Below are 20,145 nucleotides of genomic sequence, written 5' to 3'. Positions count from 1 at the left end.
GAGGAGTTCGCCGAACATCGGTCGGGAGAATGCCAGGACGCCGTGGCGCAACGCACATTGACCCTTTTGCCGCGACACGCCGGATTGCCGGAATTGCCGGGTCGGTCCTTCGGCGGACGGCGGCGCGTCTGCTCGGTCGCGATCTTCGACGGCGACGGTGCGCCGTTCGGCACAGCCGAGCGGGCCCCGCACCGGCCCGGGAACGAGTTGTGCAGGTCACAGCACTGGCTGTCGGTGCACGGATGGGCACTCTCCGCATCACCGCGCGGGAGGGTGCCCGACGCGGTACGCAGCGTCGCTGCAGATCCGGAACCGGAGCACGTCGACATCGGCCGGTCGGTGGCGGCACCGACGGCCCGACCGGCGCACCTGCGAGCCGATCGGCCGCACCGCCGGGCCGCACGCCGGGCCGCCGCGCATCGAGGGAAGATCGGCGGCCCCTCCGTTGTTCGTCTCGACGTGGTGCCGCTCTCCGTGCTCGATCTCGTCCCCGTCGGATCCGGCGCGTCCGCCACGGACGCCCTCGCCGCGAGCACCGCGCTCGCCCGGCGGGTCGACGAACTGGGCTACCAGCGGTACTGGCTGGCCGAGCACCACGGGATGCCGGGCATCGCGAGCTCCGCGCCAGCGGTGATCATCGCGCACATCGCCGCAGCCACCACCCGCATCCGCGTCGGGTCGGGCGGGGTGATGCTGCCCAACCACCAGCCGCTGGTGGTCGCCGAGCAGTTCGGCATCCTCGACGCGCTGCACCCCGGCCGGATCGATCTCGGCATCGGCCGGGCACCGGGCACGGACCAGCGCACCGCCCGCGCGCTGCGCCGCGGCACCTCGCCGCTGGGCGCCGACGACTTCCCCGACCAGCTGGTGGAGCTGGTCTCCTACTTCCGCGGGGACGGGCCCGTGCTGGCCGTGCCCGCGACGGGGGCACAGCCGGCCATCTGGCTGCTGGGCTCCAGCGACTACAGCGCGCAGGTCGCGGGCATGCTCGGGCTGCCGTTCGCGTTCGCCCACCACTTCGCCGCGGAGAACACGATCCCCGCGCTCACGCTCTACCGGGAGCGGTTCCAGCCGTCGGCGGTGCTGCAGCAGCCGTACGCGATGATCGCGGCCGCCGTGTTCGCCGCCGAGACCGACGAGGAAGCCCGCCGGCTGGCGCTGCCCAGCGCGATCCAGTTCCTCCAGTTGCGCAAGGGCAACCCCGGGCTGCTGCCGTCCCCTGAGGAGGCCGCCGCGCACGAGCTGTCCGACTTCGAGCGGGCGTTCGTCGAGGACCGGATGAGCCAGCAGATCATCGGTTCCCCCGACACCGTCCGCGAGGGGGTCACGGAGCTGCTCGAGCGCACCGAGGCCGACGAGCTGATGATCGTCACGGCGATGCACGGCGCGGCCGACCGCATCCGCTCGTACGAAATCGTGCACGAAGCGCTCGTCGGCGCGCCGGTCTGATGCTGCCCTCGGCCGGGGCCGGTGGCCAGAATGGCGGGATGGCCGATCCCTACGCCGCGTTCCGCGCCGCCGTCGAGGCCCGGGAAGTCCCGGCCGCCGTCGCCCTGTTCCGCCAGGACGCGGTGTTCCATTCGCCGGTCGTGCACAAGCCCTACCGCGGCCGCTCGGCGCTGCAGGCGATCCTGTCCGCCGTCCTGCAGGTCTTCGAGGACTTCCGCTACACCGCCGAGTACGCCGGCCCCGACGGGCACGTGCTGCGGTTCGCCGCCCGCGTCGGCGACCGCGAGCTCGAGGGCGTCGACATCCTGCGCGCTGAGGGCGGCGAGCTGTCCGCGCTGACCGTCCTCGTCCGCCCGTACTCGGCAGCGACGGCGCTCCGCGAACGGATGGCGGCGCTGCTCACCTGAGGGCGTGTCGTCCGATCACTGCTCCATTCGGCGGAGCGTGACTCACACACCGTCGCCGTAGCGCACCGCCGCTCGGCGAGCCGGGCACGACGCGCACCGCCTTCGGGTGATCTCGGTGGATGCGCCACATCGGCGTCGCCGCGCGGCCGTTGGTCGGGTCGCAGGGCCGGGGTGGATCCGCGGTTGGCGAGACGACCGAGCGGAGGTGACGGATGACGCGGGCGAACGACGCACGCACCCGCAGCGTCCCGACCCGAGCCGGGTCGCCCGCCGATCACCCGACCCACCCGAGCCTGCCCGAGATCCCGCGCGTCGTCCCCGGTCCCCGGCCGGCCGGGGAGAACGTGCAGCGCTCCGCTCCCCAGACCGGTTCGCTGCCCGGTCCGCCGATCCCCCGTCTCCCGCGGATCGCCGCGCAGCGGACCTCTGCGCGGCCGCGCACCCCCGAGCCCGGCCGCACGGCCGCCGCCGGTCCGGACACCACCCGGGCCGGCGGCCGGCCGCAGAGCACGGCCTCGAGACGGGCGCAGGACGACCCGCGCAAGCTGGTGTGCCCGGCCCAGCGCGGCAGCAGGCGGCACGCCGCCGAGTCCGGCGGGCACGGCACGTGGCGGCCGCAGGCGGGCCCCTCGGAGGGGGAGCCGCGCCACCGCGCCGATCAGAAGGCCGGCCACAAGTCCGACCAGACGGCCGGCGCCGACCGCCGACCCGCCGCGTGGGCGGTGCTGGAGCGCCGGTCGGCCCCCGCCCCGGAACGCACGCCCCGCGAGAAGCGCCGCCGCACCCTCCAGGCGGTGCTGCTGTCGGTGGCCGGGCTGTTCGTGTCGCCGCTGGTGGCGTTCGGCGCCGGGTACCTGTTCTTCCCGATCCCCAACCCGGACGACGCGGTGAACAACCAGGTCGCGCTGGTGTCGTACGCCGACGGCAGCCAGCTGACCCGGCTCGTGCCCGAGGCCGGCAACCGCACGAAGGTCGGCCTCGACGCAGTGCCCGAGCACGTGCGCCACGCCGTGCTCGCCGCCGAGGACCGCACGTTCTACTCCAACCCCGGCTTCGACCTGTCCGGGATCGCCCGCGCCGCCTGGAACCAGCTGCGCGGCGGCACCGGCGGGGGCTCGACGATCACTCAGCAGTTCGTCAAGAACGCCCTGGTCGGCGACGACCAGACGCTCTGGCGCAAGTACAAGGAGCTCGTCCTGTCGGTGAAGCTCTCCCAGCAGCGCACGAAGGACGAGATCCTCGCCGACTACCTCAACGCGATCTACTTCGGCCGCGGCGCCTACGGCATCCAGTCGGCCAGCCAGGCCTACTTCGGCAAGGACGTCGGGCAGCTCACCCCCGAGGAGGGCGCTCTGCTCGCCGGGGTCATCCAGTCCCCGGCGCGGTGGGATCCGGCGCTCAACCCGGAGCGGGCCGTGCAGCGCTGGAGCTTCGTGCTCGACGGCATGGTGGCGCAGGGCTGGATGAGCCCGCAGCAGCGCGAAGCCGCTCAGTTCCCGGTGACCGTGCCGCGGACGACCGCCAAGGGCATCGGCGTGCCGGCGGACAGCACCGGCCACATCGTCACCGCCGTCAGCCGGGAGCTGGCCGAGCTGGGCATCTCCGAGCAGGACCTCGCCCAGGGCGGGCTGCGGATCACGACCACGATCGACCCGGCGCGCCAGCGGGACGCCGTCGCGGCTGCGCAGAGGGCGCTGGCCGGGCAGCCGGACGACCTGCGCACCGCGATGGTCGCGATCGACCCGGCGACCGGCGCGATCCTCGCCTACTACGGCGGCGAGAACGGGCACGGTCTCGACTACGCCCGCGCGCAGCGCCTGGCCGGATCGACGTTCAAGCCGTTCGTGGTGCTGGCCGGGCTGCTGCACGACCCGCCGATCGGGCTCGGCGAGACGTTCGACGGCGCCGCGCGGCCGGGACTGCGCAACGCGCCGGGCGCCGAGTGCCTCCGCTGCGACCTCAAGCAGGCGATGACGGTGTCGAACAACGTCGTGTTCGCCTCGCTGGCCCGCAGGGTCGGCCCGGACGCGGTCGCCGACGCGGCCCGCGCCGCCGGCATCACCAGCCCGCTGGACGACCCGGACGAGGGCATCGCGCTGGGCAACAAGGAGGTCTCCGCGCTCGACCTGGCCTCGGCGTACGCGACGCTCGCAGCGGGCGGCGTCTGGCGGCCGCCGCACCTGGTGCAGTCCGTCGTCCGCGCCGACGGCACCGTCCTCTACGAGGCCGTGACGCGCGGGGAGCAGCGGTTCACCGAACGAGTGGCCCGCAACGTCACCGAGACGATGCTCGACGTCGCCCCCACCGACGGGCTGGCGCTGCCCGGCGGGCGGCCCGTCGCCGCGAAGACCGGCACGGTGCAGTCCCGCTTCCCCGGCCAGAACAACGACGCCTGGATGGCCGGCTACACCCCGGCGCTGGCCGCGGCGGTGTGGATGGGCACCGACCGGAACGATCCGATCCGCACCGCCGATGGGACACCCGTGGAGGGCAAGAGCCTGCCCGGCGAGGTGTGGCGGGCGTTCATGGCCGAGGCGCACGACCACCTGCCGGTCACCCACTTCACGCCGTTCCGGCCGATCGGTGAGCCGCCCCGCGACCGGCGCGAGACCGCGCCCGCCGCCACGGCCACCACCGGGGCCGCGCCGTCCCGCACCACCCTGCCGGGCACCGCGTCGGCCACCTCGTCCCCGGCGTCCGCCCCCGCCGGGACGGGCCCGGCCGGGACGTCGCCGGCCACCCCCACCGCCGCCACCACGACCGGCCCGTCGGCCGATCCCACGGCCTCGGCCGACGGTTCCGAGGAGGACGCCGCGGACGGCTCCGCCGAGCTGGAGGAGTGACCGTCCGTCCGGCCCTGTGGTCAGGGCGTGGAACGGCGCTACGGTGGGAGGATGCGGCGCGGTCGAGGACATCAGGGGCACCTGTGACCGACACGTCCACGGACCCGTTCGAGGTGGTCGCCTGGCCAGCTGAGCGGCGCCTGGTCCTGTACGTGCCGGCCATCGAGGCGGCGACCTCCGTGACGTCGATGGCGGAGGCGCAGGACGCCGCGCGCTCGCTCATCGCCGATCTCACGGGCTTGCCCGAGGAGTCGATCTCCTGCGACATCCGCCTCCGCCGTTCCCCCGGGATGCTCGGCGGCTCCACCCCCCTCGCCTGATCCGCCCTCGCCCGGCTCGACGGCGCACCTCAGAGGGGCACGTCGTCGAGCACGTCGGGGCCCAGGACGAGATCGGCGCGGTCCCTGGTCGCCTCGATCAGTGCGGCGTTCGGGTCGTCGACGGCGGCGACCCAGGCTTCGGCCGCGGCCGGTGGCTTGCCGAACGCGACGTGCCGGGCGATCAGCCGCTCCCGCCGCACGGCCGGGTCGGGTGCGCAGAACCACACCTCGTCCAGCAGCGTGGCGACCTCCGGCCAGCGGCCGCGCTGCAGCAGCAGGTAGTTGCCCTCGGTGACGACGAGCCGGGTGCCCCGCGGCACCGCGATCGCCCCGGCGATCGGCTGCTCCAGCTCCCGCTCGAACGCCGGCGCGTACACGACGTCGTCCGTACCGGCCCGCAGCCGGCGCAGCAGCGCGACGTAGCCGCCGACGTCGAACGTGTCCTCGGCGCCCTTCGCGTTCCGCCTGCCCAGCGCGTCGAGCACGACGTCGGCGAGGTGGAAGCCGTCCATCGGGACGTGCACCGCGCACGGCACGGCCCGCGCCAGCGCCGCGGCCAGGGTGGACTTGCCGGCTCCCGGGCTCCCGGTGATGCCGAGGACGGCGGGGGGCGCGCGCTCGGTCAGCGCCGCAGCCCGCGCCACGAGGCCGTCGAACCCGCGCCGCACGGCCGGATCCTAGGTTCCGCGGCCGCAGCGGTGTCATCCTGGGTCGATGGAGCGGGCCGAGTACCGGGCTGAGTACGTCGACGCGCGCCCGCACCCGGCACTGGCCGGGCTGGTCCGCCGCTACGTCGGGTACGTCGAGCACTCCACGACGCCGGTGCGCCGCCGCCAGGCGCCGGTCGGCGCGCTCACGTTGATCATTTCGTTCGGGCCGCCGCTGCGGATGCTCGGCCCGGCCGGGCCGAGCGCGCCCGGCTCGTTCCTCGCGGGGCTGCACGACGCGGTGGTGCTCACCGAGTTCGTGGGCCTGCAGCGCGGTGTGCAGGTCGATCTCACCCCGCTGGGCGGGTACACGCTGCTGGGCCGGCCGATGGACGAGCTGGTCAACCGCGCCCCGGCCCTCGACGAGCTGGCCGTGCCGGAGCTGGCCCGTCTGCCGGAGCGGCTCGCGGAGGACCCCGGCTGGCCGCAGCGGTTCGCCCGGGTCGACGCGGCCCTGCTCGGGCTGCTCGCCGCCGCACCGCGCCTGCCCGATCCCGAGGTGCGCTGGGCGTGGCAGCGGCTGCAGCGCACCGGCGGCGCGGCCGGAGTCGCGGAGCTCGCCGACGGCACCGGGTGGAGCCGCCGCCACCTGCTGACCCGGTTCCGCGCACAGGTCGGGCTCGCCCCGAAGGCCGCGGCGCGGGTGGTGCGGTTCGAACGCGCGGTACGGCTGCTCGTGCCGGCGCTCACCGCCGGTCCGGCCGACCGCGCCGATCGGACCGACCGCTCGATCGCCGACGTCGCCGCCCGCTGCGGCTACGCCGACCACGCCCACCTCACCCGCGAGTTCCGCGCGCTCGCCGGGGTGCCCCCGACCGCGTACGTCGCGGAGTGGCAGGCCGCCGTTCCCATTCCTTCAAGCCAGGTCGCCGCCGCGGACCTACGGTCGCCGGCATGAGCATCCATCCCGCCCTGCGCTACGACGACCCCGAGGCGGCGATCGAGTTCCTGGTCTCCGCGCTGGGGTTCACCGAGAAGTCCGTGACGACCGGCGACGACGGCGCGATCGCCCACGCGGAGCTGGCCTGGGGATCCGGCGACGACGAGGGCGTCGTCATGCTCGGCACGCGCACCGGCGACTCGCCGTTCGACACCGGCAAGGCCGTCCTCTACCTGGCCGTCACCCCCGGCACCGCGGTCGATCCGCTCTACGAGCGCGCCGTCGCGGCAGGGGCGACCGTGGTCCAGGAACCGGTCGACCAGCCCTACGGGTCGCGCGAGTTCGCCGTGGCCGATCCCGAGGGCAACGTCTGGTCCGTCGGCACCTATCGCCCGTCATGACCGCGACCACGCAGAACCGCACCGGGGACCGCAACCGGGTCCTCGGGATGCTGTGGGGGTTCTTCCCGGCCCAGGTGCTGCGCACGGCAGCCGCGCTGGGCCTGCCCGAGCTGATGGTCGAGCCGCGCACCGCCGCCGAGCTGGCCCGGCTCGCCGACACCGATCCGGGTGCCACGCACCGGCTGCTGACCGCGATGGTGGGGCTGCGGCTCGCCACCCGCGACGGCGCCGGTCGCTTCGCACTCACCGCGGACGGGGAGCTGCTGCGCCCCGGCTCGCCCGGCGGGCTGGGCGGGCTCGCGCAGCTGTTCTGCGGGGACGCCACCTGGCGGGCCTGGGGCGAGCTGCCCGCGAGCGTCCGCGGCGGCGACCCCGCGCTGCCGCGGATCACCGGCTCGTCGACGTTCGACGCGATCGCCGCCGATCCGCTGTTGCGCGCGGTGTTCACCGAGGCGATGGCCGAGGGCACCCGCATGGTGGCCGCCGACGTGGCCGCCGCCTGCGATCTCGACGGCGTCCGCACCCTCGTGGACGTCGGCGGCGGGAACGGCACCCTGCTGGCGGCGTTCCTCGCCGCGCATCCGGGGCTGCACGGGATCCTGTTCGACCTGCCCGACGGCATCGGCGACGCCGCCCGTGTGCTCCCGCCCGGGGCGGAGATCGTCACCGGGGACGTGTTCGAGGCGGTCCCAGCGGCCGACGCGCACGTGCTCAAGAGCGTTCTGCACGACTGGCCGGACGAGCGCGCGGTCGCCGTGCTGCGGTCGGTGCGGGCCGCGATGCCCGAGCGCGGGAGGCTGTTCGTCGTGGAGCCGACGCTGCCCGCCGATCCGGCCGCGCTGCCCGATGCGTACGTGACGCTGATGAGCGATCTGAACATGCTCGTCTGCACGGGTGGCCGGGAACGCACGTCGGCGGAGTTCGCCGAGCTGCTGGCCGCGGCCGGGCTCGTCCTCACCGACGAGCGGCCGCTGCCGCCGCCCAGCTCGTACAGGGTGCTGCGGGCGGTCCCGGCGTGAGCCCCGATCCGCTGCCCCGGCTGCGCGAGCTGTGCCTCGCGCTGCCGGAGACGACGGAGAAGATCAGCCACGGCGAGCCCACGTGGTTCGTGCGCAAGGCGTTCGTCGTGTACTCCGACCACCACCACGGCGACCCGCGGACCGCGTTCTGGTGCGCGGCGCCGCCAGGCGCACAGGAGGCGCTGGTCGCAGCCCGACCGCAGGTGTACTTCCGCCCGCCCTACGTCGGGCACCGCGGATGGCTGGGCGTGAACCTCGACGCCCTCGGCACCGGCGAGCTGGACTGGGCCGAGATCGCCGAGGTGGTGACCGACGCCTACCGCGAGGTCGCGCCGAAGAAGCTGATCGCCCTGCTCGACGCCCGGTGATCGCCTACGCTCGCACCGTGCAGCTCCCCACCGTCGAGGTTCCCGGCGGCCGCGTCGAGTACGCCGACATCCCCGGCCGCCCCGATCTCCCGCCGCTGCTGTTCCTGCACGAAGGCCTCGGCTCGGTCGGGCTGTGGCGCGGGTTCCACGAGGACGTCGCCGCGGCGACCGGGCGGCGCACCGTCGCGTACTCGCGGCTCGGGCACGGCTGGTCGGACCTGCCGCCCGCGAAGCGCACGACGACGTTCATGCACGAGGAGGCGCGCACGGTCGTGCCCGCCCTGCGCGAAGCGCTCGGGCTGGAGCGGCCCGCGCTCATCGGGCACAGCGACGGGGCGTCCATCGCGCTGCTGCACGCGGCGATCGCCGATGTGTCGGCATTGGTGGTGATCGCGCCGCACGTGTTCGTCGAGGAGGTCGGGCTGGCCGGCATCGCGCAGGCCCGCGCCGAGTTCGAGGAGGGCGACCTGCGCCGGAGGATGGCTCGCCACCACCGCGATCCCGACGTCACCTTCGCCAACTGGTGCGACGTCTGGCGGGACCCGGCGTTCCGCGACTGGGACCTGCGCCCCGACATCGCGGCGATCACCTGCCCGATCCTTGCGGTGCAGGGCACCGAGGACCGCTACGGCACGGTCGCGCACGTCGAGGCGATCCGCGACACCGTCCGGAGCACGGACGTCGAGCTGCTGATCCTCGGCGGCGGGCACGCACCGCACCTGGAGCACCGCGAGCGGGTCCGGGACGCGATCGTCGCCCGCCTCGACGGCCGATGAGTCAGGCGCGTGCCGACCAGCCCGTCCAGGCGGTCGGCTCGACCGCGACGACCGCGGTGAAGGTGGCGCGCGCGTACTGCGGGTACTTGGCGCGCAGCGCGGTCGCCGCCCCGGCGAGCACCGGGCCGTCCTCGTGGACGGTGGCCCGGCCGTCGACCCGCACCCACCACAGCTGCGACCAGTCCTCGGCGTAGCGGTCGACGAGCAGCGCCACCCGCGGATCGCGGTCGACGTCGGCGAGCCGGGCCAGCCGGCGGCCCGACTTCGGTTTCACGTCGTCGATCCCCACGAAGACCCGTTCTCCCACCACGGCGAACGTGACCGGCACCAGCCGCGGGGTGCCGTCCGCCCGCAGCGTCGCCATCCGCGCCACCGGTGCGTCGGTGAACCGCTTGCGCAGCTCCGCCGGATCCATCCCGGGCACTGCGCACCTCCTTCCCCAAGGTCCCCGTACGCGTCGAGAACGAACTTGCGGTGATCGAACAGCCTTGTTGATCACCCTATGTTCGTTCTCGACGCAGGGACGGGGTGGCTCAGGCGGGCACCGAGACCGTCACGGAGAGCAGCTGCGCCTCCCGAGCTGCCTTGCGCTCGTGCTCGGCGAAGCTCGGCGCCGTGCAGAGGAACAGAGTGCGGCCGTCCTCACCGCCGAGCGCGCACGCGTAGACGCCGGTCCCGACGTCCACGGTGTCGACGATCTTCCCGTCGAGCACGCGGGCGGCGCGCTGCCCGAACGCGTCGGCGAACCAGACCCCGCCCTCGGAGTCTCCCGCGGCGCCGTCCGGGCCCACCTTGGTGTGGGACAGCAGGGTCTGCAGGTCCGTGCCCGCGGGCGGCAGCTCGTCGAACACCGCGAAGTCGCGGCGCGGACCGAGCGAGCCGTCCTCGGCGACGTCGAACGCGCTGATCCGGTTGCCCATCGTCTCGTTGACGACGAGCGTGTCGCCCAGCAGCACCATCCCGTTGGGGAACCACAGGTCCCGCGCGGCCACGGTGACCGTGCCGTCGGGATCGACCCGCACCAGGTCGGCGAGCTCGGGATCAGCACCGGCCATCAGGTCGAAACCGAAGTTCCCGGCGTACGCGCGGCCCTGCGGGTCGACGAGCATGTCGTTGAGGTGGCCGCCGCAGTACTCGGCGAGGTCGGCGTGCACGACGAGGCTGCCGTCGGCCTCTCTGCGCAGGATGCGGCGGTCCTTCATCGACACGACGAGCAGCCGCCCGTCGGGCAGCCAGCCGAGGCCGGACGGCTGGTTGGGCACCTCGGCCTCGACGCGCACGTCGGAGCCGTCAGCACGTGCGGACACGACCTGCCCGGTGTAGAAGTCGGACACCCAGATGCGGCCCTCGTGCCAACGGGGACCCTCCAGGAACGTGTAGCCCTCGAGCACAACGTTGGGTTCGGAAGACATACCCCGACAATAGCGTTGACGGGGAGCAATTACTTGAGAGTTCAAATCTGGAGGCTCCATGCCCGCCGTGACCGTCCCGGACATCACCGTGCTCCCCCGAGTTCCCGAGCCGGGTGAGGCGGCGATCGAGCGCGCCGTCCGTTCGGTGACCACCGCCCCTTCCGGGTACGAGGGCGAGGGCTTCCCCGTGCGGCGCGCCTTCGCCGGCATCGACCTGCGCGACCTCGACCCGTTCCTGATGATGGACCAGATGGGTGAGGTCGAGTACGCCCCCGGCGAGCCGAAGGGCACGCCGTGGCATCCGCACCGCGGCTTCGAGACCGTCACCTACATCATCGACGGCACCTTCGAGCACCAGGACAGCCACGGCGGCGGCGGCACGATCACCGACGGCGACACGCAGTGGATGACTGCGGGCAGCGGCCTGCTGCACATCGAGCGCCCGCCGGAGGCGCTGGTCGCCAGCGGTGGTCTGTTCCACGGGCTGCAGCTGTGGGTGAACCTGCCGCAGGAGCACAAGTGGCTGCCGCCGAAGTACCAGGACCTGCGCGGCCACGAGTCCGCGCTGCTCTCCTCCCCCGACGGCGGGGTGCTGCTGCGGCTGATCGCCGGTGAGCTGGCCGGGCACACCGGGCCCGGCACGACGTTCACCCCGATCACGATGATCCACGCGACGCTCGCGCCCGGAGCCGGCCTGCGGCTGCCGTGGCGGCGCGACTTCAACGCCCTGGTCTACGTCCTGTCCGGCGCCGGGACCGCCGGCGCCGAGCGCGCGCCGATCCGCACCGGCCAGGCCGTCCTGTACGGAGCGGGCGACGCGATCACCGTCGCCGCCGACGCCGAGCAGGAGTCGCGGCTGTCCGCCATGGACGTCGTGATCCTCGGCGGCGCCCCGATCCGCGAGCCGATCGCGTGGTACGGCCCGTTCGTCATGAACACGAAGGCCGAGCTGCTGCAGGCCTTCGACGACTACCAGAAGGGCAAGCTCGGCGTCGTGCCCGCGACGAGCGTGCCGCACGGCTCCGCGGGAGGAGACGCCTGATGGCCACCACAGCAGGAACCGTCGTCGCCGATGCGCCGGAGCGCTCGCGCTACGAGATCAGCGTCGACGGGGAGCGGGCGGGGTTCGTCGTCTACCAGCTGGCGCCCGACCACATCGCGTTCGTGCACACCGAGATCGACGCGGCGCACGCCGGGAAGGGCCTGGCCGGGGTGCTCGTGCGGCACGCGCTCGACGACGCACGCGCCCGCGGCCTGCGGGTCGTGGCGGTCTGCCCGTACGTGAAGTCCTGGATCGAGAAGCACCCCGACTACCAGGACCTCACCGAGCAGCACTGATCTGGAGCAGCGCACACCTGAGCAGCACTGACCCGGCCAGCAGTGACGGTTCGGGGCCCGGCGGTTCCGTCGGGCCCCGCCCGTAGCCTGGGCGCGTGCTCGTCGTCCATGCCCTGTGGTCCCCCGGCCGGGGCCTGCTGCTGTGGGGTGAGGACGGCGAACGGCCGGCTACCACGTCGAGCCGGGCGCTGCGCTCCGCACGCCCGCACCCGTTCGCGGTGCCGGTCGCGGAGCTCGTCGCGCTCCACCCGGGCAAGCCGGCCACCGCCACGCTGATGCTGCCGTCGCGCACATCGGGGCCGCTGGCGTCGCCGGAGCTGGTCCGATCCCGGCCCGCCCCACCCGTGCGCACCCCGCCGCAGCTGCGGCCGTGGTCGGTGCCCGCGCTGCTGGTCGATCCGGCGGAGCTGGCCGATCCGGTGGAGGACGTCCGCTACGGCGCCACCGTCGCGCACCTGCGCGCCCTGGCCGACCTGGCCGCCGATCTCGCCGCCCGCGGGCGGGTGCTGCCCACCGTCCGCACGGGCCCCGACGGGCCCGTGGCGCGCTGGCGGCCGGTCGTGCAGGGGCTGGATGCGGTGGCCTTCGACGCGCTGGTGGAGGCGCTGCCGCCGGCGGGCCGCGCCGAGCGCACCGCGCTGCCCGGCCGCCCGTTCACCGGTGCCGATCCGCGCGAGCTGCTCACCGACGCGCTGGAGGCGCTGGTCGACACCGAGGTGCGCGACCGGCTGGCGCGGGCCGATCCGTCGGTGCGGCTCGATCCGCCGGGCCGCGGCCCGGTGCAGGCCTGGCTCGCCGCCCTGCAGCGGGTCGATCCGCGGCTGGACCTGCCGCCGCGGGACCTCGCGGCGCTCGCCGAGGCGGTCACCGTGTGGGACGAGGTCGGCGACGCCGAACCGGTCGAGGGCCGGCTGTGCGTGCGGCTCGCTGAGGTGTCCACGCTGCACGATCCCAGTGATCCCGGCCCGGATCCCGACGACCAGACCGGCGACGGCACCCGGTGGCAGCTGCAGTTCCTGCTGCAGTCCGCGCAGGACCCGAGCCTGCTGGTGCCGGCGGAGCAGGTGTGGTCGGGCCAGGCCGACCGGCTGCTGGCCGGCCCGCAGGAGCTGCTGCTCGCCGAGCTGGGCCGGGCCGCCGTCGTGGTGCCGTGGCTAGCACCCGCGCTGCGCCAGCCGCGCCCGAGCGTCCACGACCTCACCGTGGCGGAGGCGGCCGAGTTCCTCACCACGTCCGCGGCGCTGCTGATGGAGGCCGGGTTCGGGGTGCAGCTGCCGGCCAGCTGGGACGGCGGGCGCCGGCTCGGGCTGCGGCTGTCGGCGCGCAGCACCCCCACCGAGCGGGTCGTCACCCGCGGCGGCCTCGGCCGGGAGGAGCTGGCCGCGTTCCGCTGGTCGCTCGCCGTCGGCGACGAGGAGCTGTCCGAGGAGGAGCTGGCCGAGCTGGTCGCTGCGAAGGCGCCGCTGGTGCGGCTGCGCGGCAAGTGGGTCAGCGTCGATCCCGAACGACTGCGCGCCGGGCTGGAGTTCCTGCGCCGCGAGGCGAACCGGCCGAAGGCGACGGTGCCGACCGCCGCCGAGCTGCTCGCCCTGGCCCACCGGCTGCCCGAGGAGTGGACAGCGTCCGGCGAGGTGCCGCTGCCGGTCGTCGACGTGCGAGCGGAGGGATGGATCGGTGACCTCCTGGCCGGGGGGGCCGACCGGGCGATCACCCCGGTCGAGCCGCCCCCGTCGTTCCGCGCCGTGCTGCGCCCCTACCAGCAGCGCGGCGTGGCCTGGCTGGCGTTCCTGTCCTCGCTCGGGCTGGGCGCGTGCCTGGCCGACGACATGGGCCTCGGCAAGACCGTGCAGCTGCTGGCGCTGGAGGCCACCGAACGCGCGGCCGGGGCGTGCGGGCCCACGCTCCTCGTCTGCCCGATGTCGCTGGTCGGCACCTGGCAGCAGGAGGCCGCGAAGTTCGCCCCCGATCTGCGCGTCTACGCCCACCACGGCACGGGCCGGCTGCACGGTGACGAACTGGCCGCCGAGCTGGAACGGGCCGATCTCGTCATCACCACCTACGGCACCGCTGCGCGCGACGCCGACGAACTGTCCGGGTTCGCCTGGCGCCGCCTGGTGCTGGACGAGGCCCAGGCGATCAAGAACCCGCACGCCGCGCCGTCCCGGGCGGTGCGCCGGTTCGATGCCGAGCACCGGGTCGCGCTCACCGGGACCCCGGTGGAGAACCGGCTCTCCGAGCTGTGGTCGGTCATGGACGTGCTCAACCCGGTCCTGCTGGGCAGCGCCGAGCGGTTCCGGAAGCGGTTCGCCATCCCCGTCGAGCGGCACGGCGACCAGGAGTCGGCCGGGCTGCTGCGCCGCATCACCCAGCCGTACCTGCTGCGGCGGGTGAAGACCGATCCGTCGATCATCGACGACCTGCCGGAGAAGATCGAGATCACCCAGTACTACCGACTGACCCGGGAGCAGGCCTCGCTCTACCGCACGATCGTCGACGACATGATGGAGCTGATCGAGGACTCCGAGGGCATCCAGCGTCGCGGCAACGTGCTGGCCGCGATGACCAAGCTCAAGCAGGTCTGCAACCACCCGGCGCACCTGCTGCACGACGGGTCCCCGATCGGCAGGCGCAGCGGCAAGATCGTGCGCCTGGAGGAGCTGCTCACCGAGATCCTCGCGGAGGGCGACCGGGTGCTGTGCTTCACCCAGTTCGCCGAGTTCGGCCACATGCTGGTGCCGCACCTGTCGGCGCGGTTCGACACCGAGGTCGCGTTCCTGCACGGCGGGGTGCCCAAGGCGCGCCGCGACCAGATGGTGCAGCGGTTCCAGTCCGGCGACGGGCCGCCGATCATGCTGCTGTCGCTGAAGGCGGGCGGCACCGGGCTCACCCTCACCGCCGCCAACCACGTCATGCACCTCGACCGCTGGTGGAACCCGGCGGTGGAGAACCAGGCCACCGACCGCGCGTTCCGCATCGGGCAGAAGCGGTCGGTGCAGGTGCGCAAGTTCGTCTGCCAGGGCACCGTCGAAGAACGCATCGACGCGCTCATCACCAAGAAGAAGGCGCTGGCCGGGATGGTCGTCGGCGACGGGGAGAACTGGCTGACCGAGCTGTCCACCGACACCCTGCGCGAGCTGTTCGAGCTCGGCGAGGACGCCGTCGACGACGGGGAGGGGGCGGACGATGCCTGACCGCGACGGCCGCCCCTGGTGGATGGAGGACCGGCCGAGCCGGCCGCGCCCGGTCGAGAACGGCATCCAGATCACCGCCACCCGCGGCCCGGTGGCCCGCACCTGGTGGTCGCAGCGCTTCCTGCAGGTGCTGGAGTCGCTCGGGGTGGGCGGCCGGCTCGCCCGCGGGCGGACCTACGCCCGGCAGGGGCAGATCGTCACATTCGACATCGCGCCCGGCAGCGTCCTCGCGCAGGTGCAGGGCACCCGGTCCCGCCCGTACGCGGTACGGATCGGGCTGCCGACGTTCGGCAAGACGGAGTGGAACCAGATCGTGCAGGCCCTCGCCGACGACGCCTCCTACACGGCGGCCCTGCTCAACGGGGAGCTTCCGCACCAGATCGAGGAGTTGTTCACCGAGGTCGGCTCGGCGCTGTTCCCGACCTCGATCCGGGATCTCGCGATGGACTGCACGTGCCCCGACACGGCGGTTCCGTGCAAGCACCTGGCCGCGGTCTGCTACGTGCTGGCCGAGCGGTTCGACGCCGATCCGTTCCTGATCCTGCTGCTGCGCGGGCGGGAGCGCGAAGACCTGCTCGACGAGCTGCGCCGCCGTCGCGCCACCCCGCAGTCGGCCCCGGCGGATGGCCGGGCCCCGCTGGATGAGCTGATGGACCGGTTCTACGCGGCCGGGGACGCGCCGGGGCTGGGCAGACCGCCGCTCACCGGCCCGCGCACCAGCCCGGACGCCCTGCTCGACCAGGTACCGAGCTTCCCGATCACCGTCCACGACCAGGACGTGCGGGAGCTGCTCAGGCCGCTCTACCGAGCCTTGCCCGACGCGGGCGGCTGACCGGTCGGTGGACCCCGGTGTCCCCCGATCGACCGACACCGGTGTCGTCCACCGGATCGGCCGGTCGCCCGACGGCGCGGGCGCGGTGATCGCGCGACGGTGGTGGGTACGGGGAGACACCCGTGCCACCACGCAGGGAGAAGTCCGATGACCTCGACCACCCGCAGTGTCGTTCTCGTCCTGGCCGGTGTGCTGCTCGCAGCCGGCATCGTCGCGGGCCTCGTCGTCGGGCTCGTCGGGTGACCGCCACGCTTCTCTGTGCGCGCGCAACAACCCTGATGGGCGGATGACGCGCCCGTCCATGATCGAGGACGATGCGCGCATGACCAGAGCCGACCCGCAGCTGCAGGCCACGGTGCTCGAGCACGCGCGCCGGGGCGTTCAGCTGCAGATCGTGCTGCGGGCGCTGCTCCTGCTGTTCTTCGCCGCGACCGTGTTCGCGGTGCCGCCCGGCCGTGGCCTGCTGGCCTGCGCGATCGTCGTTGCGGCCTACGCGGTGTGGGTGGTCGCCTTCACGGTGTGGTTCCGCGGCGGCGGGACGACCGCGGTGCGGTTCGCCTGGCTCGCCCTGTTCGTCGATCTCGCTGTGCTCACCACGCTGGCGCTGCTCACCGACCTGCTCGCTCCCGAGAGCTGGACGGGTTCGGTGCTCGCCGCCGCGTTCGGCCTCATCCCCGTGCTCGCCGCGACCCAGCTCGCCCCCGGAGTGTGCGCCGCGGTCGTCGGGCCGACCGTGCTGTTGTCGTTCGTCGCGGGCGTCATCACCCAGGAGGCGAACGCCGAGCCGTGGTCGTCGCTGCTGCTGCGGCACGTGCTGCTGGCCGGGGTCGGGGCGGGCTGCGTCGGGCTCTCCCGCATCCAGCGCTCCCGCGTCACCACCATCGCCGGCCTGCTGCGCGACCGCGCCCGGCTCGTCGACGAGCTGTCCGACCTGGAGACCCGGGAGCGCCGCGACCTGGCCGAGAGCCTCCACGACGGCGCGCTGCAGTACGTCCTCGCCGCCAGACAGGACGCGGAGGACGCCCGCGACACCGGCGACCCGGCCGCGTTCGACCGGCTCGACGAGGCACTGGCGACGTCCTCGAAGCTGCTGCGGTCGACCGTCTCGCAGCTGCATCCCGCCGTGCTGGAACGCGCCGGCCTGGCCGCCGCGTTGCAGGATCTCGCGACCACGACGGGATCGCGAGCCGGCTTCACCGCGAACGTCGAGGTCCGCGACTGGCCCGAGCGCTCCCCCGTCGACGCGCTGGTCTACCGCACCGCCCGCGAGCTCATCACGAACGTCGCCAAGCACGCGCGGGCCTCGACGCTCGACGTGGTGCTCGACGGCACGGGCGATCCGCTGCGCTTGACCGTCACCGACGGCGGCGTCGGCATCCCCGACGGCGCCGCGGACCACTCCCTCGCCGAGGGGCACATCGGCCTGCCCTCGCACGCGGTGCGCGTCGAGGCGGCCGGGGGCCGGCTCACCGTGCAGCGCGGCCCGGCCGGCGGGACGGTCGCGATCCTCGAGGTGCCCCGTCCGGCCTGACGCCCGTCGCGGGCTGGTCGGCGCCGGCCGCCCGCCGCTGCGGTTCCCTGATGGGGGCGTCCGCGCGATCCTCCACGTCGAGAACGACGTTGTGGCGGTTCGAACCGTTTCCAATGCGCCAGGACGTCGTTCTCGACGCGGTCGGGCCGCCTGGCCTGCGGGTCCACCGATCGGTGGACAGCAGCGTCACCCGGGGAACCGGCCGGGCGACCGACGGATCCGGGCGGCGCGGCGGAGCACTCTTCCCTCAACGCACGGAGCACCCGGGAACACCGACCCGGCCCACCACAGGAGGACGCCATGAGCACCACCACCGCCACCCCGCACCCGACCACCTACGCCGCCCGCCCCGCCGCCGACCGCGGGCTGGACGAGCCCACCGCGATCGTCCGCGAATACACCTACCCCGACCAGTACCGCTACCCGGCCCCGAACCGCTTCGAGATCGACAACGTCGCCCGGGACGTGCCCGAGCCCGGCGATCTGGACCCGGTCAAGCTGTGGACCGGCGGCATCGCCACCGCCGTCGTCGCCGCCCTGATCGGCCTGGTCGGCGCGCTGGTCGTGCAGGCCGTCACCACTTCCGCGCTGCACCTGCCCGCCGCGGCCATCGGCGAGCACACCACGATCCTGCTGTGCACCCTGGCCGCCCTCGGCGCGCTCGCCGCCACCGGCCTGGCGCACCTGCTGGTCGTGTCGACGCCGCGGCCGCTGGCCTACCTCGGCTGGATCGTCGGGCTGGCCACCACCGCCGCCACCGTGCTGCCGTTCCTGACGATCCCCGCGCTCCCGCTGGCCGCCGCCACCGCCGTCATCCACCTGGTGATCGGCCTGGCCATCGGCAGCCTCGTCGCCGGGGCGGTCGCCGGATCCCGGCGCTGAGCCCACCACCGACCGATCCCCCTGCGGACATCCGCAGGGGGATCTGCGTGTGTCGGGATCATCCGAGGAGACCGGTCATTCGAGGAGACCGGTCATTCGAGCAGGCCGCGGCGCATCGCCTCGGCCACCGCGGCGGCCCGGTCGGACACCCCGAGCTTCTCGTAGAGGCGCTGCGTGTGGGTCTTGACGGTGCTCACCCCGATGAACAGCTCCGCCGCCACCTGCGGCACCGACAGACCACGGGCGAACGCCTGCAGCACCTGGCGTTCCCGCTCCGAGAGCACCGGGCCGTTGTTCTGGGCCCGCATGCGGATCTCACCCGCCAGGCCGGCGGCGAGATCGGGCGGCACGACGGTGCGGCCGCGGGCGACGTCCAGCACGGCCTGCACGATCTCCGAGCGCTTGGAGTCCTTGGCGAGGTACCCGGCCGCGCCCGCCTCGATCGCCTGGAACACGATCGCGCTCTCGGTGTGCGCGGACAGCAGCAGCACCCGCGTGGGCAGCCCGTCCCGCACCACCGCGTGCACGACGCCGAGGCCGTCGATCTCGGGCATCTCGTGGTCGACGAGCGCGACGTCCGGCTCGTGCTCGCGCACGGCCTCCAGCGCCTCGCGGCCGTTCTCGGCCTCGGCGACGACGTCGATGCGTCCGCTCGTGACCAGCCCACGGGTCACGCCGTCGCGGAAGAACGGGTGGTCGTCCGCGACGACGACGCGCACCTTCGCCTGGTCCACGGCGGCAGCATATGCGCGCCGAACCGCGACCGGGAGCAGACCCGCGCAGGTAGTGTCAGCCGAGTGAAGGTGCGCATCGGGATCGGTGCGATCCCGCTGGCCGACGGCCCCGGCCCCGGCCCCGAGCTGGCCGTGCTCGTCGACGAGCTGGAGGCGCGCGGGATCGACTCGCTGTGGCTGTCCGACTCGCCGTCCACCGGGGCGATCGACCCGCTGGTGGGGATGGCGTACGCGCTCGCCCGCACGTCGCGGCTGAAGGTCGGGACCGGGGTGATCGTGCTGCCCGGGCGCAACCCCGCGACGGTGGCGGCCGCGTTGGCGTCGCTCGCGGCCCTCGCGCCCGGGCGGGTGCTGCCCGCGTTCGGGGTCCGGCCCGCGCGGGAGCCCGAGCGCACCCTGTTCCCCGTCGCCGACGGCACCCGGCCCGCCGTGTTCGACGAGGCGATGGTGGTGCTGCGGCGGCTGCTCACCGAGCCGGCGGTGACGCACCACGGCCGGTTCTTCGACCTCACCGACGCGTCGATCGTGCCCTTGCCGCAGAAGCCCCTCGACCTGTGGCTGGCCGGGCGGGCCCCGGTCGGGCTGCGCCGAGCGGGCCGCCTCGGTGACGGCTGGCTGGGCAGCCTCGTCACCCCGGAGGAGGCCGCGGAGGCCCGGGAGACCATCGCGGCGGAGGCAGCCCGCGTGGGCCGGCGCATCGATCCCGACCACTACGGCACGAACATCGCCGTCCGCACCCCGGAGGTGACCGAGGCCGGGGCCGCGGCCGCGCTGGCCGCCGTCGCCAGGCGCCGATCCGACATCGACCCGGCGGCGCTGGTGGCGCGGGACTGGGCGCACGCGCGGGAGCTGGTGCGGCAGTACGTGGCCGCGGGCCTGACGAAGTTCGTGGTGCGGCCGGCTGCGCCGGTGCCGTCGTGGGCGGGGTTCCTCGACGCGTTCGCCGGGGAGCTGGCCGGGCTGGAGGACGAGCTCTCGAGCTGATCCCGGCTCGCCCCACGGCCGGGGCGCGGTGCACGATGGCCGGACCCGACCGGTCCGCGAAAGGTGCACAC

Annotated in this window: 20 protein-coding genes; 16 read left to right on the top strand and 4 right to left on the bottom strand. The window is 74.2% G+C overall.

Going from position 1 to position 20,145, the window contains the following annotated elements:
- Positions 1-459: 459 nt before the first annotated feature.
- The 4 genes from BUE41_RS24475 to BUE41_RS24460 all read left to right on the top strand — a co-directional run bounded on the left by BUE41_RS24475 (position 460) and on the right by BUE41_RS24460 (position 5,019).
- The gene (locus BUE41_RS24475; protein ID WP_073459674.1) at positions 460-1,449 is read left to right on the top strand and encodes an LLM class flavin-dependent oxidoreductase; all 990 of its coding nucleotides are present in this window, start codon (positions 460-462) and stop codon (positions 1,447-1,449) included.
- Positions 1,450-1,487: 38 nt separating this feature from the next.
- Complete coding sequence (locus BUE41_RS24470) at positions 1,488-1,856, top strand: nuclear transport factor 2 family protein (protein WP_073459673.1); 369 nt, start codon at positions 1,488-1,490, stop codon at positions 1,854-1,856.
- Between the two features lie 212 nt (positions 1,857-2,068).
- The gene (locus BUE41_RS24465) at positions 2,069-4,699 is read left to right on the top strand and encodes a transglycosylase domain-containing protein (RefSeq protein ID WP_200804094.1); all 2,631 of its coding nucleotides are present in this window, start codon (positions 2,069-2,071) and stop codon (positions 4,697-4,699) included.
- 83 nt (positions 4,700-4,782) lie between these two features.
- Positions 4,783-5,019: a hypothetical protein gene (locus tag BUE41_RS24460; protein ID WP_073459672.1), complete on the top strand. Its 237-nt coding sequence runs from the start codon at positions 4,783-4,785 to the stop codon at positions 5,017-5,019.
- A 29-nt stretch (positions 5,020-5,048) separates the two neighbouring features.
- Here the strand turns inward: BUE41_RS24460 and BUE41_RS24455 are convergent, their stop codons facing one another.
- Positions 5,049-5,687, bottom strand: coding sequence for a nucleoside/nucleotide kinase family protein (locus BUE41_RS24455; protein ID WP_073459671.1), 639 nt, complete (start codon positions 5,685-5,687; stop codon positions 5,049-5,051).
- Between the two features lie 46 nt (positions 5,688-5,733).
- On the opposite strand from BUE41_RS24455, the gene BUE41_RS24450 reads away from it, so the two are divergent.
- Genes BUE41_RS24450 through BUE41_RS24430 form a run of 5 tightly spaced genes read left to right on the top strand, consistent with a single transcriptional unit; the run spans position 5,734 to position 9,170 of the window.
- A complete protein-coding gene (locus BUE41_RS24450; RefSeq protein ID WP_073459670.1) occupies positions 5,734-6,624 on the top strand; it encodes a helix-turn-helix transcriptional regulator in 891 nt (296 codons plus the stop codon).
- Positions 6,621-7,007, top strand: a complete 387-nt coding sequence (locus tag BUE41_RS24445; RefSeq protein WP_073459669.1) for a VOC family protein — start codon at positions 6,621-6,623, stop codon at positions 7,005-7,007. The genes BUE41_RS24450 and BUE41_RS24445 overlap by 4 nt, the downstream gene beginning before the upstream one ends.
- Positions 7,004-8,026: a methyltransferase gene (locus BUE41_RS24440; protein WP_073459668.1), complete on the top strand. Its 1,023-nt coding sequence runs from the start codon at positions 7,004-7,006 to the stop codon at positions 8,024-8,026. Before BUE41_RS24445 ends, BUE41_RS24440 begins: the two co-directional genes overlap by 4 nt.
- On the top strand, positions 8,023-8,394 hold the full coding sequence (locus tag BUE41_RS24435; RefSeq protein ID WP_073459667.1) for an MmcQ/YjbR family DNA-binding protein: 372 nt from the start codon (positions 8,023-8,025) through the stop codon (positions 8,392-8,394). The genes BUE41_RS24440 and BUE41_RS24435 overlap by 4 nt, the downstream gene beginning before the upstream one ends.
- A 17-nt stretch (positions 8,395-8,411) precedes the next feature.
- Positions 8,412-9,170, top strand: coding sequence for an alpha/beta fold hydrolase (locus BUE41_RS24430; protein WP_073459750.1), 759 nt, complete (start codon positions 8,412-8,414; stop codon positions 9,168-9,170).
- Position 9,171: 1 nt separating this feature from the next.
- Here BUE41_RS24430 and BUE41_RS24425 read toward each other — a convergent pair whose 3' ends face one another.
- Positions 9,172-9,585, bottom strand: a complete 414-nt coding sequence (locus BUE41_RS24425; protein ID WP_073459666.1) for a TIGR03668 family PPOX class F420-dependent oxidoreductase — start codon at positions 9,583-9,585, stop codon at positions 9,172-9,174.
- A 118-nt stretch (positions 9,586-9,703) separates the two neighbouring features.
- Positions 9,704-10,582, bottom strand: a complete 879-nt coding sequence (locus tag BUE41_RS24420; protein WP_073459665.1) for an SMP-30/gluconolactonase/LRE family protein — start codon at positions 10,580-10,582, stop codon at positions 9,704-9,706.
- Positions 10,583-10,640: 58 nt separating this feature from the next.
- Here BUE41_RS24420 and BUE41_RS24415 point away from each other — a divergent pair, with 58 nt between their 5' ends.
- The 6 genes from BUE41_RS24415 to BUE41_RS24390 all read left to right on the top strand — a co-directional run bounded on the left by BUE41_RS24415 (position 10,641) and on the right by BUE41_RS24390 (position 18,356).
- Complete coding sequence (locus tag BUE41_RS24415; RefSeq protein ID WP_073459664.1) at positions 10,641-11,624, top strand: pirin family protein; 984 nt, start codon at positions 10,641-10,643, stop codon at positions 11,622-11,624.
- Positions 11,624-11,920, top strand: a complete 297-nt coding sequence (locus BUE41_RS24410) for a GNAT family N-acetyltransferase (RefSeq protein WP_073459663.1) — start codon at positions 11,624-11,626, stop codon at positions 11,918-11,920. Before BUE41_RS24415 ends, BUE41_RS24410 begins: the two co-directional genes overlap by 1 nt.
- Before the next feature lie 95 nt (positions 11,921-12,015).
- Positions 12,016-15,111 (top strand): DEAD/DEAH box helicase, encoded by a 3,096-nt coding sequence (locus BUE41_RS24405; protein ID WP_073459662.1) that lies wholly within the window; start codon positions 12,016-12,018, stop codon positions 15,109-15,111.
- Positions 15,104-15,943: an SWIM zinc finger family protein gene (locus tag BUE41_RS24400; RefSeq protein ID WP_143172330.1), complete on the top strand. Its 840-nt coding sequence runs from the start codon at positions 15,104-15,106 to the stop codon at positions 15,941-15,943. Before BUE41_RS24405 ends, BUE41_RS24400 begins: the two co-directional genes overlap by 8 nt.
- A gap of 322 nt (positions 15,944-16,265) precedes the next feature.
- Entirely contained in the window at positions 16,266-17,474 is a 1,209-nt protein-coding gene (locus BUE41_RS24395) for a sensor histidine kinase (protein ID WP_200804093.1), read from the top strand.
- Between the two features lie 300 nt (positions 17,475-17,774).
- Complete coding sequence (locus BUE41_RS24390; RefSeq protein WP_084755771.1) at positions 17,775-18,356, top strand: hypothetical protein; 582 nt, start codon at positions 17,775-17,777, stop codon at positions 18,354-18,356.
- 92 nt (positions 18,357-18,448) lie between these two features.
- On the opposite strand, the gene BUE41_RS24385 is transcribed toward BUE41_RS24390, so the two are convergent.
- The gene (locus tag BUE41_RS24385) at positions 18,449-19,090 is read right to left on the bottom strand and encodes a response regulator (RefSeq protein ID WP_073459659.1); all 642 of its coding nucleotides are present in this window, start codon (positions 19,088-19,090) and stop codon (positions 18,449-18,451) included.
- A gap of 63 nt (positions 19,091-19,153) precedes the next feature.
- Here BUE41_RS24385 and BUE41_RS24380 point away from each other — a divergent pair, with 63 nt between their 5' ends.
- Complete coding sequence (locus tag BUE41_RS24380; RefSeq protein ID WP_073459658.1) at positions 19,154-20,074, top strand: TIGR03854 family LLM class F420-dependent oxidoreductase; 921 nt, start codon at positions 19,154-19,156, stop codon at positions 20,072-20,074.
- Positions 20,075-20,145: the final 71 nt, after the last annotated feature.

The organism is Pseudonocardia thermophila (assembly GCF_900142365.1).
Classification (GTDB): Bacteria; Actinomycetota; Actinomycetes; order Mycobacteriales; family Pseudonocardiaceae; genus Pseudonocardia; species Pseudonocardia thermophila.
This window is presented reverse-complemented; position numbering and strand designations above follow the sequence as displayed.

What these genes read in the sequence shown, in the direction of transcription:
- BUE41_RS24470 (WP_073459673.1), top strand. Translation starts at nt 1,488, where the DNA reads ATGGCCGATCCCTACGCCGCGTTCCGCGCCGCCGTCGAGGCCCGGGAA.
- BUE41_RS24410 (WP_073459663.1), top strand. Translation starts at nt 11,624, where the DNA reads ATGGCCACCACAGCAGGAACCGTCGTCGCCGATGCGCCGGAGCGCTCG.
- BUE41_RS24450 (WP_073459670.1), top strand. Translation starts at nt 5,734, where the DNA reads ATGGAGCGGGCCGAGTACCGGGCTGAGTACGTCGACGCGCGCCCGCAC.
- BUE41_RS24420 (WP_073459665.1), bottom strand. Translation starts at nt 10,582, where the DNA reads ATGTCTTCCGAACCCAACGTTGTGCTCGAGGGCTACACGTTCCTGGAG.
- BUE41_RS24425 (WP_073459666.1), bottom strand. Translation starts at nt 9,585, where the DNA reads ATGGATCCGGCGGAGCTGCGCAAGCGGTTCACCGACGCACCGGTGGCG.
- BUE41_RS24445 (WP_073459669.1), top strand. Translation starts at nt 6,621, where the DNA reads ATGAGCATCCATCCCGCCCTGCGCTACGACGACCCCGAGGCGGCGATC.
- BUE41_RS24390 (WP_084755771.1), top strand. Translation starts at nt 17,775, where the DNA reads ATGAGCACCACCACCGCCACCCCGCACCCGACCACCTACGCCGCCCGC.
- BUE41_RS24415 (WP_073459664.1), top strand. Translation starts at nt 10,641, where the DNA reads ATGCCCGCCGTGACCGTCCCGGACATCACCGTGCTCCCCCGAGTTCCC.
- BUE41_RS24465 (WP_200804094.1), top strand. Translation starts at nt 2,069, where the DNA reads ATGACGCGGGCGAACGACGCACGCACCCGCAGCGTCCCGACCCGAGCC.
- BUE41_RS24440 (WP_073459668.1), top strand. Translation starts at nt 7,004, where the DNA reads ATGACCGCGACCACGCAGAACCGCACCGGGGACCGCAACCGGGTCCTC.
- BUE41_RS24400 (WP_143172330.1), top strand. Translation starts at nt 15,104, where the DNA reads ATGCCTGACCGCGACGGCCGCCCCTGGTGGATGGAGGACCGGCCGAGC.
- BUE41_RS24395 (WP_200804093.1), top strand. Translation starts at nt 16,266, where the DNA reads ATGACCAGAGCCGACCCGCAGCTGCAGGCCACGGTGCTCGAGCACGCG.